Below are 15,736 nucleotides of genomic sequence, written 5' to 3'. Positions count from 1 at the left end.
GCCGCGGGCTGCCGCCTGACGGTTGCGCTGGGGGCCTTCCGCGGGGGGGTGGGGGCCCCCGGGGGGGGGGCCCCGCCACCCAGCAACGCACGGCGTCGGCCGCTCCCGTCGCGCGGCGCGGCCGTGGTTCACCCGGGAGGAGGCCGGGTCGGGGTGAAACCCGTGGCCCGACCAGTCCGGCGGCCCTCGGTGTGCGAACACTCCGCTGCCGGGGCGCTGCGCCCCGGCCCAGGGGCACCGCACCCCGGGTGCGCCCGGAGCGCGGGGCGGGCCTAGAAGTAGTGGACCACCGCCAGCCGGAAGCGGGCCTGTACGGCGATTCCCGCGCCCTCGTGCGCGAAGGTCACGTCCTGGTGCCGGGCCAGGCCGGGCTGCGTGACGTCCGCGCTGGAGATCGTCCCGAAGGACTCGCCCAGGGACAGCGGTGCGATGTCCTCCGCGAACAGCTCCCCGCCGAAGTCGAGGAAGTAGCCGAAGTACTTCGGTTCTGAGGGATCGAGGTTCTCCCCGACGGACAGGGCGATCCGCATCCCCGCGTCGACGGGCGTGGCCTCGCCCCGGAAGAGGCGGAGGGGGCCCTCCGGGAAGGTGAACACGTCGTGCCGTGCCATCTCCACCGCCGTGACGGCTCCGCCGGTCATCAGGACCTTGTTGTAGGTCACTCCCCGGAGGCCGCCCGACACGTCCACGTAGTCGTCGGATCCGAACCCGCCGGTCTCGGCGTAGAGCTCCTCCAGGACGACCTCGACGAGTTTCGCCATCGGGGACCTCCGCCCGCGTCGCTCCGCCCGGTCCCGGGCGCTGCGCCCGCCGGAGCTGAGGATCTTCCCCAGCATCGCAGCCGGGCGGCGGCCCCGCACATCGGTCGGGTCCCCCGGCCGAGGGCCCGTCCGGCCGCCGCGGGGTGCGGCCTGCGCCACCTCCGGGACCAGTGGGCCGGGATCCGCCGGGGCGCGGGAAGGGCCTCGCACCGGGCCGTCCACGGTACGGCCAGCGGGACAGCGCCGCGCCGTCGGACCGCGCCGCGCACTTCCGGCGGCCCCGACCGGCCCCGGTATCCGCCCGGCGGGCACCCGCGCCGGGTCCCGGCTTCCGTCGCATGACATCGTGGACCCATGTGCGGACGCTTCGTTTCCACCACGACTCCCGTCGACCTGGTCGCCCTGCTCGGGGAGATGCGCTGGGACCCCGCCGAAACCCTCGCCCCGAACTGGAACGTCGCGCCGACCGACCCGGTGGCGGCCGTGCTGGAGCGGCTCGACCGGGAGTCCGGTGAGCTGGTGCGGCAGGTGCGCCCGGTGCGCTGGGGTCTGGTGCCGTCCTGGTCGAAGGACGCGTCCGGCGGCGCGCGGATGATCAACGCGCGGTCGGAGACCGTCCACGAGAAGCCGGCCTACCGGAAGGCCTTCGCCGAGCGGCGCTGCGTGATCCCGGCCGACGGCTACTTCGAGTGGCGGCCCGTCCCGGCGGGCGAGGGCCGCAAGGCGTACAAGCAGCCGTACTTCCTCACCACCGGGGAACCGATGCTGATGGCCGGCCTGTACGAGTTCTGGCGCGACCCGGCGGTGCCCGAGGACGACCCGGCCGCGTGGCTGGCCACCGCGACCGTCGTCACCCGGGACGCCACCGACAGCGCCGGCCGGATCCACGACCGGATGCCGCTGACCATCGCCACCGCCGACCTCGCGACCTGGCTCGACCCCGCGACCACGGATCCCGACGAGCTCCACCACCTGCTGCACACCCCGGGCGGCGGCGACCTCACCGTCCGCGCCGTCTCCACCGCGGTGAACAGCGTCCGCTCCGACGGCCCGCAGCTGCTGGACGAGGTGCCGGACCCGCTCGGCCTCGCCGGGTAGCGGCCGGGCCGGCGGTTCCGGCGGCGCGACCGGTGACGCGTCGACCGGAGGCGGCCGGACGGGGGCGGTCAGGCGGGCGGGACGTCGGGGCGGAAGGCCAGGAGGGCGATGTCGTCGCGGGCGTCGGGGACCTGGGCGAGCAGGTGGTCGCACAGATCGTCCAACGGACGGTCGCGCGCCCGGCCGGCCGTGTGCGCGAGCCGGTCCAGGCCCGTGGTCAGGTGCTCACCGGGGACTTCGACGAGTCCGTCCGTGTAGAGGATCAGGGTGTCACCGGCGGCGAGGCCGGCGCGGTGGGTCCGGCGCTCCTCGGCGGGGGCCACGCAGAGCGGCACGTCCGTCAGGTCCGACGTGAGGTAGCGGGCCGGGCCGTCGGCGGGCAGCAGCAGCGGGGGCGGGTGTCCGGCGTTGGACCAGGCCGCGAACCAGCCCCGGCCGGAGCGGGTGAGCTGGACGTGGACCGCGGTGGCGAAGGAGCCGATGCCGAGGCCCTCGGCGGCCCGGTCGAGCGCGGACAGGGTGTCGGCGGGCGTGTGCCCGGGCGTCGCGTTGTAGGCGACCGAGCGCAGCATGCTGCGGAACTGGCCCATCGTGGTGGCGGCGGTGAGGTCGTGGCCGGCGACGTCCCCGATGGTCAGGGTGAGGGACCCGTCGGGCAGGAGGAAGGCGTCGTACCAGTCGCCGCCGACCTCGGCGGTGCGGTTGCCCGGCTGGTAGCGGGCGGCGAGCCGGGCGCCGGGGACGGCCGGCGGCTCGGTGAGCAGGGCCCGCTGGAGGATCAGCGCGGCGTGGCGGGTGCGCTGGAGCTCCAGGGTCTGGCCCAGCGCGCCCTGTGCGCGCTGGAGGACTTCCTGGAGGAGGTCGATGTCGCCCCGGCCCGGCGGGGGCGAGCCCTGGCAGGTGGCGGCCGCGGCGAGGGCGGTGGGGGTGCCGTCGATGACCAGGGGCAGCAGGGTGAGGCTGGTGGCGCCGGCGGCGGCCAGCCAGCGCGCGGACTCCTCGGGCACCACGCCGGAGGGGATCTCGCCCGGCGGGAAGGTCAGCAGGGCCGGGGTGCGGTCGGCGACCGCGCGCAGGGCCACGGGTCCGAGCCGGAACGTCTGCCCCCGGAGCGGGGGCAGCGGGGGCAGGCCCGCGCGGGAGGTGGAGGCGATGCGGGTGCCGGTCGTCGCCCCGTGGCCCCGTTCGGAGAGCAGGAACACGGTGCAGGCGTCCGTGAGCTCGGGCACCACCAGCCCCGCGACGGCCGCGAAGGCGTCCTCCGGTCCCACGCTCTCGGTGACGGCCATGGTGTCGGCGAGGAGCCGTTCGCGCAGCCGGGTGCGCCAGCGGTCCTCGACGTCGGCGGTCGCACCGACCCACTCCACGAGCTCGCCCTCGCGCACGATCGGGACGCCGCGGGCGGTGATGTGGCGGTACTCGCCGGAGGCGAAGCGCAGCCGGTAGGTGTGTTCGAACATGGCCGGCTCACCGGCCTCCGCCTCCATCCAGCGTTCCCGCAGGCCGGCGCGGTCGTTGGGATGGACCAACGACATCCAGGCCTCGTCCATGGTGTCGCGCCAGGGGTGCCCGGTCAGCCGCTCCCAGCCGGGGACCAGCTCGGTCATCACGCCGTCCGGCTGGGCGGTCCACACCAGCTGGGAGACGGCCGAGACGAGGGCCTCGTAGCGCTGGAGGGCGTGCAGGCGTTCCGTCGACAGGCGCTGGGCGCGCTGGGCGGAGTGCACCTGCCCGGTGGTGTCGATGGCGGCGACGAGGACGCCGGGGCCGAAGCGGGAGGCGACCGGCGAGCAGCTGTAGACGAAGTGCCGGTGCTCGCGCTCCCCGTCGCCGGAGCCCTCCAGGGTGCGCGGGGTGGTGACCTGTCGGGCGGTGGTGTCGGCGAGGACGAGGTCGAGGGTGTCGACGAGTCCCTCCTCCTGCGGTTCGGTGAACAGCTCGCCGACGGGCACGCCGAGCGGCCGGGGGCCGAACAGGTCACGGAAGGCGTCGTTGCGGTAGACCAGGCGGTGTTCCCGGCCGGCCGTCAGCGCGATCGCCACGATCGCCCGGTCGAAGACCTCCGGGGTCAACTGCGGCTCGAACACCCGTGACGGCCCCTTTCCGGTTTCCGGACGACGGACGACGGACGACGGCAGGACGCTCAGGCCCGGTGTCGGCGGCAGGCGGGACCGCCGTTCGGTCGGCAGGTTCCGATGCAATGGAACCACCGATGGGCCGCACTCCGCATCCAAGGCGCCGCCTCGCGCGGTCACCGCGGGTGACGGCGCCCCGGGTCGGGGCCGGGGCGCCGTCGGGCGGTCACCCCGTGGCCGTCCACCTCAGCAGGGCCGCGCCGAGCGACATGCCGCCGCCGAACCCGGCGAGCAGCACCAGGTCGCCCGCGCGCAGGTGGCCGCCCCGGTGGGCCTCGTCGAGGGCCAGGGCCACCGACGCGCTGCCGGTGTTGCCGTACCGCTCCAGCGTCCGGTGCGTGTGCGCGTGGTCCAGGTCGGCCAGGGTCACCAGCTCGCCCAGCAGCACGCCGTTCGCCTGGTGCGGCACGAAGTGGTCGACGTCGGCCAACCGGTGGCCGGTGCGCTCGACCAGCGTCCGGACCGCTCCGGGAACGTGCTCCACGGCGAAGTCCCGGACGGCCCGGCCCTTCATCCGGAAGAAGTGGCCGCCGTTCTCGACGGTGTCGTGCGTGGCCGGGTGCCGGCTGCCGCCGGCCTCCACCCCGATCAGCCCGTGCGCGTGCCCGTGCCCGGTCAGCTCCACGTCCACGAAACCGCCCTCCGGCACGGCACCGACCAGCGCCGCCCCGGCGCCGTCACCGAACAGCACCACCGTCCTGCGGTCGGTGGGGTCCAGGATCCGCGAGTACACGTCGGCGGCGACCACCAGCGCGTACGCGCCGGGCTCCTGGGCCACCAGGGCCCGGGCCAGAGCCAGGCCGTAGACGAAGCCGCTGCAGACGACGTTGATGTCGAAGCACGCGGCGCCGTGCGCGCCGAGTGCGTCCTGCACCAGGTGCGAGGTGGGCGGCTGCGGCGAGTCGGGCGTCGAGGTGGAGACGATGAGGTAGCGCAGCGCCGAGGCCGGCAGCCCCGCCTGCCGCAGCGTCCGTGCCGCGGCCTCGGCCGCCAGGTCCGAGGTGGCCTGGTCCGGTGCGGCGTAGCGGCGGGCGGCGATCCGCGTCTTCCGCTCGATCCACTCCGGGGTGACACCGGCCGGCCCGGCGATGTCGGCGCCGGTCACGATCCGCTCGGGGACGTACGACCCGGTGGCCAGGATCCCGGTCCCGCCCATCGTCACACCCGCGCCGTCGACGCGTACCGGCGCCAGGAGGTGAGCCGCTCGGCGCCGATCCGTGCGCGGGCGTCCGGGTCGGTCACCCCCAGGCCCTCCGCGGGCGCCAGGCAGAGCACGCCGACCTTGCCGATGTGCCGGTTGGTCTGCACCAGGCGCAGCGCCTCGCCGGTCTCCGCGAGGGGGAAGACGTCGGTGAGGATCGGCACCAGGCCGCCCTGCCGGAACAGCCTGGCGGTGTCGAACTGCTCCTGAAGGTTGGCGATGTGACTGCCGATCACCCGCTTGAGGTTCATCCACAGGTAGCGGTTGTCGTACTGGTGCTGGTAGCCGGTGCTCGACCCGCAGGTGACGACGATGCCGCCGCGCCGCACGACGTGCACCGAGGTGCCGAACGTGGCCCGGCCGACGTAGTCGAAGGCGACCCTGGGGTCCTCCCCGAGCTCGGCCCGGATCCTGCGGCCGAGCCGCTTGCCGTACTCGATCGCGTCCGCCGTGCCGTCCGAGTCGTCGCCCATGCCGATCTCGCGCCGGTCGATGATCACGTCGCAGCCCTGCTCGCGGAGGATCTGCGCCTTCCGGTCGGAGCTCACCACCCCGACCGCGATGCCGCCGCCGTTCTTGACCATCTGCACGGCGAACCCGCCCAGGCCGCCGGTCGCGCCCCAGACCAGCACGACGTCGCCCTGCTTGATCTGCGCGCCGTGGTCGCCGACCAGCATGCGGTAGGCGGTGCCCGCGCACAGCGTGATCGAGGCGGCCTCCTCCCAGGTCAGGTGCGGCGGCTTGGGCACCAGCTGGCTGGCCCGCGCGACCGTGTAGTGGGCCAGGCCGCCGAAGTTGGTCTCGTAGCCCCAGGCCCGCCCGCCGGGGCCCATCATGCCGTCGTCGTGCGCGCCCGGCTCCTGGTCGTCGACGTAGGCCGGGCTGACCATGACGTGGTCGCCGACGTTCCAGTGCCGCACGCCGTCGCCGACCCGGACCACCACGCCGGCGGCGTCCGAACCGACGATCTGGTGCGGCAGGTCGTGGCGGGCCGCGTATCCGCCCTGCCGGGCGAGCCGGTTCAGCGCCGTGAACGTCGAGATCGGCTTGAACATCGCCGACCACACGGTGTTGTAGTTGATCGAGCTAGCCATCACCGCGACGACCACCTCGTCCGGGGCCAGCCGGGGCATCGGCACCGGGCCGACGTGCAGCGACCGCCGGACGTCGGGGTCGGCGTCGCCGTCGAAGATCCCGACGTCCGAGGCCCGCAGGTGCGCCGCGGGGAACAGATCGGGCAGCGGGAGCGCGCCGAGTTCCTCCGGGGAGGCACCGGAGAGCACCGCTTCGGCCAAGATATCCATGGAAGAGTCCTCGCGTTCGCGAACGGGTGTGCGGTCAGCCGGTGGCGTCGAACGCGGCGGCGTCACCGACGTCGCCGACGGCCGGCACCGGGAAGGGGGAGGCCGCGCCGGGCCGGACCGGTGCGCCCTCGCGGCCGGCGCCGGCGGCCCCGGGGCGGTGCGGACGGCCGGACGGTTCGCCGGAGGACCGCCCGCGCAGGGCCGGCGCGACGCCGGCACCGGGCCACCGGGTGGACGTCGCCGTCCCGGTCGGCGTGTGCATCCGGCTCTCCCCCCGCTTGCCGTGCTCCCCACCCCGATCCTTGGGGCCGACCGTGCCCGTTCACACCCCAGCGTCGCCCCTACGGGTCCGACGCCTTCCGTGGGACCCGGGGCGCCGCCGGACGGGACGGCCGCCGGCGCCCCGGGACCGCTCACGCGGCGGGTACGAGCGTCACACCCGCCGCCGCCGCGAGGGCCGCGTCGGCGGCCTCGCCGGGTGCGCAGGAGCGCCGCAGGGCGGCCAGCAGCCGCGGGTCCAGCCGGGCCGAGGCGGCCCGCCGCCCCGGGTCCACCAGCCGGGCGGCCTCCGCCAGCCATGCGGAGGACGCCGGCACACCCAGGAACCCGGCCAACCGGGTCAGCTCCGCCGGGGCGTCCGCGACCAGGGCCTCGTAGGAGATCATGGTCCACTCCTCGGAGGGCAGCCGCAGCAGTTCGTCGGCGCCCTCGCTGACCATCGTGGACCACAGCGCACCGAACGCGGTGACCGGGATGTCCCGGCGCATCAGCCGCGGCAGTTCCGACGGGAGCGCCAGCAACCGGCCCAACTCCTCCGGGAGCAGCCGGAACTGGGCCTCCCCCAGCTCCCCCGGGGAGGCGACCCCGGCGATCCGGGCGGCCTCCTGGCCCAGCAGCATCTGCCGGAACCCGGGGTGCCGGCTCATCGACAGCGCCGAGTCGGCACCGTCCCGGGTGAGGTAGACGAACCTGGCCTCGGGGAACTGCGCCCGCAGCGCGGGCAGCATCCCCAGCGACCCTCCGGACCGCTCCACGGGAACCGGCCGGTCGAAGCGTTCGGCCAGGTGGGCGAAGAGCGCCCGGTACTGGTCCGCGATCGGACGGGCCGGCCAGCCCGGCACCTCTCCGGCCAGCTCGTCGTGGAGCGCGTCCGGGTCGTCGGAGAGCATCGGCAGCGTCATGTGGCAGATCGCCGGGACACCCTCGACCGGGTCGAACCGCCCGGTCCCGTACGGGTAGATCAGTTCGGAGACCTTGAGTCCCTCGGCGACCATGATGTCCATGGTCGGCTCGGGCTCGCTGAGCATCCGCCAGAACTGCGCGCCGTCCGGGGCCCCGTCGAGGTAGCCACGGCTGCGCACGGTGCTGAAGAGCTCGCTCAGGCTGAGCACCTCGGGGTGGGCGCGCAGCATCCGGGAGACCAGCGTCGACCCGCACCGGCCGGTACTGATGACGAACGTCGGAGTCATGGACCGTCCTCAGAGCGAGAGGGAGAGCAGCTGGTCGCTGATCAGGTTGATCACCGCACGCTGGTGCTTGGCGAGGTAGAAGTGGCCGCCCTCGAAGGAGCGCAGCTCGAACTCCCCGGTGGTGTGGTCGGCCCACGCGCCGGCCTCGTCCAGGGTCACCTTCGGGTCGCTGTCGCCGGTCAGCGCGATGATCGGGCAGTCGAGCACCGGTCCGGGCCGGTACCGGTAGGTCTCGGCGGCCGTGTAGTCGCTGCGGATCGCCGGCAGGATCATCCGCAGCAGCTCCAGGTCACCGAGGATGCGGGCATCGGTGCCGCTGAGGGTCTTCAGCTCCGCGACGATCTCGTCGTCGCCGAGCTTGTGCACGTTCTCGTCCCGGTGCCGGGAGGGGGCGCGGCGGCCCGAGGCGAACAGCGTGACGGGGGCTTCGAGCTGCTCGCGCTTCATCCGCACGGCGACCTCGAACGCCACGGTGGCGCCCATGCTGTGGCCGAAGAACGCCAGCGGGCGGTCCATCAGCGGGCGCAGCGCGGCGAAGGCCTCGTCGGCCAGCTCGGCGACGGTGGTCAGCGGCCGCTCGTGCCGCCGGTCCTGCCGGCCCGGGTACTGCAGCGCCACCACCTGGACGGTCGACTGCATCGCGTCGGAGACCGGGTAGAAGAAGCTGGCCGATCCACCGGCGTGCGGGAAGCAGACCAGGGTGGCCTCGCTCGGTTCGTGGTGGAACCGGCGGACCCACGGGTTGTCGTACTCGACGTTGGTCATCGGGAGGAGGCTTTCGGTTCGAGAGGGGACGAGGGCGTGGAGGAGAAGGAGGAAACGGGAGCGGAGGAGGACGGACCGGGGGCTGTGGGGGATCCGGCCGACGCGGCGAGCCAGTCGTCGACCGCCCGTGCCGTGGTCGCGGCGTGCTCCTCCATGACCGAGAAGTGGTTGCCGGGGGTGTCCACCGTGCTGTGCGGCAGCGTCCACGACGAGCGCCAGTCACCGTCGCGCGACCAGCCGAACATGGGCTCGGTGGCCCGGACGAGCAGCGTGCGGGCCCGGATCGGGGTCGGCTGCCACCCGTGGAACAGCCGGACGTAGCCGCCCATCGCGGTCAGCCGGGTGTCGTCCATCGGGACGTAGCCGTCCTCCCGCTCGATCATGCCGGCGCTGAGGACCGGCTGGATGCCCGCGAGCGCCTCGACGTCGTGCGAGTAGATGTCGATGAGCACCAGCGCGTCCACGGCCGCGCCGGCACGCTCCAGTTCGGCGGCCACCGCGTGCGCGAGCATGCCGCCCGAGGAGTGTCCGACCAGCGCGATCGGCGACCCGCCGGTGTGCGCCAGGATCGCCTCGGCCTGCGCCGAGACCACCGCCTCCACCGTCGCCGGCAGTGGCTCGCCACGGCCGAACCCGGGCGCGGCGACGGCCGCGACGTCCCGCCGGCCGCGCAGGGCGCCGGCGAACCGGACGTACTGGTGCGGGCCGGAGATGGCCAGGATCGAGGGCAGGCAGACGAGGCCGGGCGCGTCCGTGCCCCCGGCCAGCCGCACCACCGGAACCGGCGCGGGCAGCTCGCGACTCGTCCGGAAGGCCGGGCGGAACTCCGACGCGGCGACCAGCAGGCCGAAGAAGTCGCCGCTGCGCCCGGTGGCGGAGGCTTCCCGGAACAGCGTGCCGAGGGTGCCGGCGGCCTCCTCCGGCGCGGGCCGGTCCCCGTCGCCGGGCGCGAACTGCCCGGCGAGGTGGGCCACGAGGGCATCGGGGGTGGGGTGGTCGAACAGCAGCGTGGTCGGCAGCCGCAGTCCGGTGGCCGCGCCGAGCCGGTTGCGCAGTTCCACCGACGTGAGCGAATCGAATCCGGCCTCCAGGAAGGGCCGGTGCGGGTCGACGGTGTCGGACCCGGTGTGGGCGAGGACGACGGCGGCCTGCCGGGCGACCAGGTCGGCCAGCGCCTCCCGCCGCTCGTCGGCGGGCAGTTGCGCCAGCCGGCGCTGGAAGGCCGCGAGCGCGGACCGGTCCGGCACACCTCCCCCGGACCGGCCCGCCGGGGCGAGCCCGGCCAGGATCTCGGGGAGCGCCCCGGCGGCCCCGGCGGCACGGAGTCCGGCCAGGTCCAGGGAGACCGGGACGACGAGCGGACGTCCCTCGGCGAGCGCGGCGTCGAGGGCGGCGAGTCCCTGCTCGTCGGTGAGCGGGAGGACTCCGCCCTGGCGCAGCCGCCGCCGCTCGGCGTCGGTGAGGCTCTCACCCATGCCCGCGTCCCACAGGCCCCAGGCGAGGGAGGTCGCCGGGACGCCCCGGGCGCGCAGCTCGGTCGCGTACGCGTCCAGGAACGTGTTGGCGGCGGCGTAGTTGGCCTGGCCCGGGTTGCCGACGACGCCGGCCACCGAGGAGTAGAGGACGAAGGCGCTGAGCGTCCTGTCCTCCGTCGCGGCGGCGAGGTTGCGCGCGGCGTCGACCTTGACCCGGAACACCGTGTCGAGGCGCTCGGGCGTCAGATCGGCGAGGAGGGCGTCGTCCAGCACACCGGCGGCGTGGATCACCGCGGTCACCGGCTCGCCCCGCAGCGCTGCGGCGACCGCTTCCGCGTCCGCCACGTCACAGGCCACCGCCCGCACCTTCGCCGAAGCGAGCTCCTCGACGAGTCCCGCATCCCCACCGGAGCGGGACAGCAACAGCAGGTCACGGACCCCGTGCGTCTCGACCAGATGCCGGGCGACCAGCTGCCCCAGGGTGCCGGTCGCACCGGTCACGACGACCGTGCCGTCACCGAACTCCACCGGCGCGGACGCGGAACCCGACAGGCGTACCAGACGCGGCGCAGTGACCACGGCCTCGCGAACGACGGCCTGCGGCAGCGGATAGAACACGTCCTCGGCCGCGTCCACCAGATGGAGCCGGTCCGGATGCTCGGCCTGCGCCGACCGCACCAGACCCCACAACGCGGCGCCATCGGCGTCGGTGATCTCCGCGCCTTCCGCACCGAACGTCCGCACCACCAGGCGCGATTCGGACCACGCCGCGTCGGCCAGCCACGACTGGAGCAGCACCAGCAACGCGGCAGCCCGCTCCCGGGCCGCACCCGCCGCCGTCGCATCCACCAACAGCACCGGCACCGGCACCGGCAGCGCGTCACCGAGACGGATCACCGCACCCGGCACCTCACCCGCCACCTCCTGCGCGGCCCACTCCACCGCGTAGAGCAGCCGCTCGGCCGCTCCGCCGCCCAACTGGCCGGCCGCGACCGGCCGCAGGGTGAGCCGGTCGACCCGGGCGACCGGCAGGCCGGTCGGGTCCGCCAGGTCGAGTCCCACCGTGTCGGTGCCGCTCCGGGCCGTCAGCCGCACCCGCAGCGAGGTACCGGCGGCCGGGGCGAACTGGTGGACCCCGGAGAACGCGAACGGCAGCCGCAGCCCGTCACCGGACAGCAGCGCCGCCGGGCCGATCGCGTGCAGGACCGCGTCGAACAGCGCCGGGTGCAGCCCGAATCCGTCGTCCGGCGCGTCGGTCCGCACCTCGGCGAACACCTCCTCGCCGCGCCGCCACAGCCGGCGCAGGCCCCGGAAGGCCGGCCCGTAGTCGAGGCCGGCGTCCGCGAACGCCTCGTACAGCCCGGCCAACGGCAGCTCCTCGGCTCCGGCCGGCGGCCAGTCGACCAGGTCGGCGTCGACGTCGGCGGCTTCGGCGGCGGAGAGGACACCGGTGGCGTGCAGGACCCACGGCTCGCCGTCGTCGGCGCGGGAGTGGATCGTGACCGGGCGTCGGCCGTCCTCCTCGGTCACGGTGAGCCGGAGGGTCACCGTGCCGCGCTCGGACAGCGTCAGTGGCGCCTGGAGCAGGAGTTCGTCCAGCGCCGGCGCGCCGGCGCGTTCGCCGGCGGCGAGCGCCAGCTCGACCAGCGCGGTGCCCGGCAGCACGGCGCGGCCCAGCACGGTGTGCTCGGCCAGCCAGGGCTGGGTGGCCGCGGTGAGCGTTCCGGTGAGGACCACCGTGGCGGTGTCCGGGAGGTCGACCGCGGCACCGAGCAGCGGATGACCGGTCGGGTCCAGGCCGAGGCCGTGGGCGTCGCCGCCACCGGGGCGCGGGCGGGGCCAGAGCCGGCGGTGGGTGAACGGGTAGGTCGGCAGGTCCGCCCGGCCCGCCCCGCCGACGACCGACCGCCAGTCGACGTCGGCGCCGTCGACGAACAGCGTGGCGACCGAGGTCAGGAGGGTCAGCGGCTCGGTGTGCCCGCGGCGCAGCGCCGGCACGGCCAGCAGCCCGGCGTCCGCCTCCTGGACCAGGGTGGTGAGCACCGCGTCGGGCCCCACCTCCAGGACCCGGGTGACCCCCTGGGCGGCGAGTGCGTGGACGGCGTCGGCGAAACGGACCGGGCGGCGGACCTGGTCGACCCAGTAGTCGGGGTCGGTCCATTCGCCCCCGGCGACCGCCGCACCGGTGACGGTGGAGACCGCGGCCACCCTCGGCTCGGCGAACGTCAGCCCGGCGGCCTCCTTCGCGAAGTCGGCGAGCACCGGCTCCATGAGCCGGGAGTGGAAGGCGTGGCTGGTCCGCAGGCGGCCGGTCTTCCAGCCGCGCTCGGCGGCGGCCGTCGCGGCCCGCTCGATGGCGGCGTCCGATCCGGAGAGCACGACCGCGCGGGGCCCGTTGACGGCCGCCACGTCGATGTCCCCGCACGCCGCCCGGACGTCGGCCTCGGCGGCGCGCACCGTGAGCATCCCGCCCCCGGCCGGCAGGGCCTGCATCAGCCGACCGCGTGCGGTGACCAGCCGGGCCGCGTCGGCCAGGGTGAGGACCCCGGCCACGTGGGCGGCGGTGATCTCGCCGACCGAGTGTCCGGCGACCACGTCCGGCCTGATGCCCCAGTGCTCCAGCAGGGCCGCCAGCGCGACCTCGACGGCGAAGAGGGCGGGCTGGGCCGTCCCGGTCCGGTGGATCCGCTCCTCGTTGTCGAGCAGGTCGTGGGCGGGCAGGCCGAGCGCGGCGCACACGGCGTCGAACGCGGCCGCGTACACCGGGAACGCCGTGTAGAGCTCGCGGCCCATGCCGACCCGCTGGGCACCCTGGCCGGTGAAGACGAGGGCGAGCCGGCCGGGGCGTGCGGTGCCCCGGACGGTGCCGCCCTCGGACAGCGCGGCCGCCAGCGCGGGCCGGTCCGGGCCGAGGGCGACGGCCCGGTGCGGCAACCGGGACCGGTCGGCGAGCGTACGGGCGACCGCGCCCGGCTGCACGTCCGGACGATCGGTGAGGAACGCGGCCAGTCGGCGGGCCTGGGCGTCCAGCGCGGTCTCGTCGGCCGCCGCGAGGACGACCGGGACGACCGGGGCCGCGGGGGTGGCCGGCGGAGGCGTCTCGGCCGGGGCGGCGGCCGGCTCGGTGGCCGGTGCGGCTTCGAGGATGACGTGGGCGTTGGTGCCGCTGATCCCGAACGAGGACACCGCCGCCCGGCGCGGCCGGCCGGTCGCGGGCCAGTCACGCGCCTCGGTCAGCAGCTCCACCGAGCCCGCCGACCAGTCCACGTGCGACGACGGCTCATCCACGTGCAGCGTGCCGGGCAGCACGCCGTGCCGCATCGACTCCACCATCTTGATGATGCCGGCCACACCCGCCGCCGCCTGCGTGTGACCGAGGTTCGACTTCACCGAACCCAGCCACAACGGCTCGTTCTCCGCACGGTCCTGGCCGTAGGTCGCCAGGAGGGCCTGGGCCTCGATCGGGTCGCCCAGCGGCGTGCCCGTGCCGTGGGCCTCCACCACGTCCACGTCGCCGGTGCCGAGCCGTGCGTTGGCCAGCGCCTGGCGGATCACCCGCTGCTGCGAGGGCCCGTTCGGGGCGGTCAGGCCGTTCGACGCGCCGTCGGAGTTCACGGCACTCCCCCGGACGACCGCGAGGACCGGGTGGCCCAGGCGCTGCGCGTCCGAGAGCCGCTCCACGAGCAGCATGCCGACACCCTCGCCCCAGCCGGTGCCGTCCGCCCCCTCGGCGAACGACTTGCACCGGCCGTCGGGCGCCAGGCCGCGCTGGCGCGAGAACCCGATGAACGTGTTCGGGGTCGCCATCACGGTGACGCCCCCGGCGAGCGCCAGCTCGCACTCCCGGTTCCGCAGCGCCTGCACCGCCAGGTGCAGGGCGACCAGGGAGGAGGAACACGCGGTGTCGACGGTGAGTGTCGGCCCCTCCAGACCGAAGGTGTAGGCGACCCGGCCGGACGCGATGCTCCCGCCGGTGCCCAGGAATCCCTCGGCCGCCTCCGCCGAGTTGCCCATCACCAGCGCGTAGTCGTTGTACATGACGCCCGCGAACACACCGGTCCGCGAGCCACGCAGCCCCAGCGGGTCGATCCCGGCCCGCTCGAACGCCTCCCACGACGTCTCCAGCAGCAGCCGGTGCTGCGGGTCCATCGCCAGCGCCTCGCGCGGCGAGATCCCGAACACCGTCGGGTCGAAGTCGGCGGCCCCGGACAGGAATCCGCCGTCCCGGGAGTACGACGTACCCGGGTGGTCGGGGTCGGGGTGGTAGAGGTTCTCCACGTCCCAGCCACGATCGGTCGGGAACGTCCCGATCGCGTCCCGGCCCGCGGCCACCAGCTCCCACAGGTCCTCGGGCGAACCGATCCCGCCGGGGAACCGGCAGGCCGTCCCGACGATCGCGATCGGCTCGGACGCGGCCTGCTCGGCCCCGCGGAGCTGCTCCCGGGTGTCGTGGAGCTCGGCGGTGACTCGTTTGAGGAAGTAACGCAGCCGATCCTCGGGGACCCGGCCTGGCTCGCTCATGTGCTGTTGCCTCTCGTTGCTGCGGCGGGTCAGGAGATTCCGAATTCCTTGCCGATCAGGTCGAACATCTCGTCGTCGGTGGCGGCTTCCAACTCGTCGACGAGGACGGCGCCGCCGGTGCCGCCGGTCGGCACCGTGTCCGCGCCCTGCCAGGCGGCGAGCAGGCCGTGCAGCCTGGCGGTCACCCGCGACCGCTCGTCGTCACCGGCCGACGCCGCCTGCAACCCCTTTTCGAGCCGGTCGAGTTCGGCCAGGAGGGCCGCCACCGGGGAGACCGTGGCGGGCCTGAGCCGCTCGGCGAGGTGAGCGGCGAGAGCGGCGGTGTTCGGGTAGTCGAAGACCAGCGTGGACGGCAGTCGCAGGCCCGTCACGGCCATCAGGCGGTTGCGCAGGTCGACCGCGATGAGCGAGTCGAAGCCCAGCTCGCTGAACGGCCGCGCGACCGGGACGGCGGCGCCGGAGTCGTACCCCAGCACGGCCGCGACCTGACCCTGGACGGCTTCGAGCACGATCCGGTCCTGGTCCTCGGCGGGCAGGCCCTCCAGGCGCCGGCCCAGTGCCGGCCCCGCCGACACGTCCCGGCGGCTACGCGGTGCGCGGACCAACCCGGCCAGCAGCGGGGGCAGCAGGCCGACCTCGGCCGCCTGGCCGAGCGCGGCCGGGTCGAGGGCGAGCGGGGCGACCAGCGGCTCGCCGGTGCCGAGCGCGGCGTCGAGCGCGGCGAGGCCCTGTTCCGCCGTGAGCGGCAGGACACCGCCGCGCCGCATCCGCTCCCGGTCGGCGTCGGTGAGGGACTCGCCCATCCCCGCGTCCCACAGGCCCCAGGCGAGGGAGGTCGCCGGGACTCCCTGCGACCGCAGCTGGGTCGCGTACGCGTCCAGGAAGGCGTTGGCCGCGGCGTAGTTACCCTGACCGGCGTTGCCGAACAGACCGGCCGCCGAGGAGTAGAGGACGAAGGCGCTGAGCGTCCGGCCCTCCGTCGCGGCGGCGAGGTTGCGCGCGGCGTC

The 15,736-nt window shown here is 75.1% G+C and carries 9 protein-coding genes and 2 pseudogenes; 1 reads left to right on the top strand and 10 read right to left on the bottom strand.

Features of this window, described 5'->3' with window-relative positions:
• Positions 1 to 272 precede the first annotated feature (272 nt).
• Positions 273 to 761, bottom strand: coding sequence for a hypothetical protein (locus ACFWOG_RS29495; RefSeq protein ID WP_380361871.1), 489 nt, complete (start codon positions 759 to 761; stop codon positions 273 to 275).
• A 354-nt stretch (positions 762 to 1,115) separates the two neighbouring features.
• Between ACFWOG_RS29495 and ACFWOG_RS29490 the strand changes: the two genes are divergently transcribed.
• Positions 1,116 to 1,859: an SOS response-associated peptidase gene (locus ACFWOG_RS29490; RefSeq protein ID WP_329881369.1), complete on the top strand. Its 744-nt coding sequence runs from the start codon at positions 1,116 to 1,118 to the stop codon at positions 1,857 to 1,859.
• Positions 1,860 to 1,927: 68 nt separating this feature from the next.
• Here ACFWOG_RS29490 and ACFWOG_RS29485 read toward each other — a convergent pair whose 3' ends face one another.
• From ACFWOG_RS29485 to ACFWOG_RS29445, 9 genes and pseudogenes are all read right to left on the bottom strand, one after another.
• Positions 1,928 to 3,946: a SpoIIE family protein phosphatase gene (locus tag ACFWOG_RS29485; RefSeq protein ID WP_380361868.1), complete on the bottom strand. Its 2,019-nt coding sequence runs from the start codon at positions 3,944 to 3,946 to the stop codon at positions 1,928 to 1,930.
• Between the two features lie 214 nt (positions 3,947 to 4,160).
• Positions 4,161 to 5,150 carry a 3-oxoacyl-ACP synthase III family protein gene (locus tag ACFWOG_RS29480; protein WP_380361866.1) on the bottom strand — a complete coding sequence of 330 codons (990 nt, stop codon included), beginning with the start codon at positions 5,148 to 5,150 and terminating at the stop codon, positions 4,161 to 4,163.
• A gap of 2 nt (positions 5,151 to 5,152) precedes the next feature.
• Positions 5,153 to 6,499 (bottom strand): crotonyl-CoA carboxylase/reductase, encoded by a 1,347-nt coding sequence (gene ccrA / locus ACFWOG_RS29475; protein WP_329951194.1) that lies wholly within the window; start codon positions 6,497 to 6,499, stop codon positions 5,153 to 5,155.
• Positions 6,500 to 6,533: 34 nt separating this feature from the next.
• Entirely contained in the window at positions 6,534 to 6,761 is a 228-nt protein-coding gene (locus tag ACFWOG_RS29470) for a hypothetical protein (protein WP_329881373.1), read from the bottom strand.
• 151 nt (positions 6,762 to 6,912) lie between these two features.
• Complete coding sequence (locus tag ACFWOG_RS29465) at positions 6,913 to 7,968, bottom strand: sulfotransferase (protein ID WP_329881374.1); 1,056 nt, start codon at positions 7,966 to 7,968, stop codon at positions 6,913 to 6,915.
• A 9-nt stretch (positions 7,969 to 7,977) separates the two neighbouring features.
• Positions 7,978 to 8,733, bottom strand: coding sequence for a thioesterase II family protein (locus ACFWOG_RS29460; protein ID WP_380361863.1), 756 nt, complete (start codon positions 8,731 to 8,733; stop codon positions 7,978 to 7,980).
• Positions 8,730 to 14,711: pseudogene (locus ACFWOG_RS29455) on the bottom strand (SDR family NAD(P)-dependent oxidoreductase); the annotation flags it as partial. The pseudogene ACFWOG_RS29455 and the gene ACFWOG_RS29460, both read right to left, overlap by 4 nt.
• A 47-nt stretch (positions 14,712 to 14,758) precedes the next feature.
• Positions 14,759 to 15,532: a phosphopantetheine-binding protein gene (locus ACFWOG_RS29450; protein WP_380361877.1), complete on the bottom strand. Its 774-nt coding sequence runs from the start codon at positions 15,530 to 15,532 to the stop codon at positions 14,759 to 14,761.
• An 18-nt stretch (positions 15,533 to 15,550) separates the two neighbouring features.
• A pseudogene (locus ACFWOG_RS29445) lies at positions 15,551 to 15,736 on the bottom strand (ketoreductase domain-containing protein); the annotation flags it as partial.

Origin of the sequence: Kitasatospora sp. NPDC058406, assembly GCF_042722765.1 — a bacterium.
In the GTDB taxonomy this organism is placed as follows: domain Bacteria; phylum Actinomycetota; class Actinomycetes; order Streptomycetales; family Streptomycetaceae; genus Kitasatospora.
This window is presented reverse-complemented; position numbering and strand designations above follow the sequence as displayed.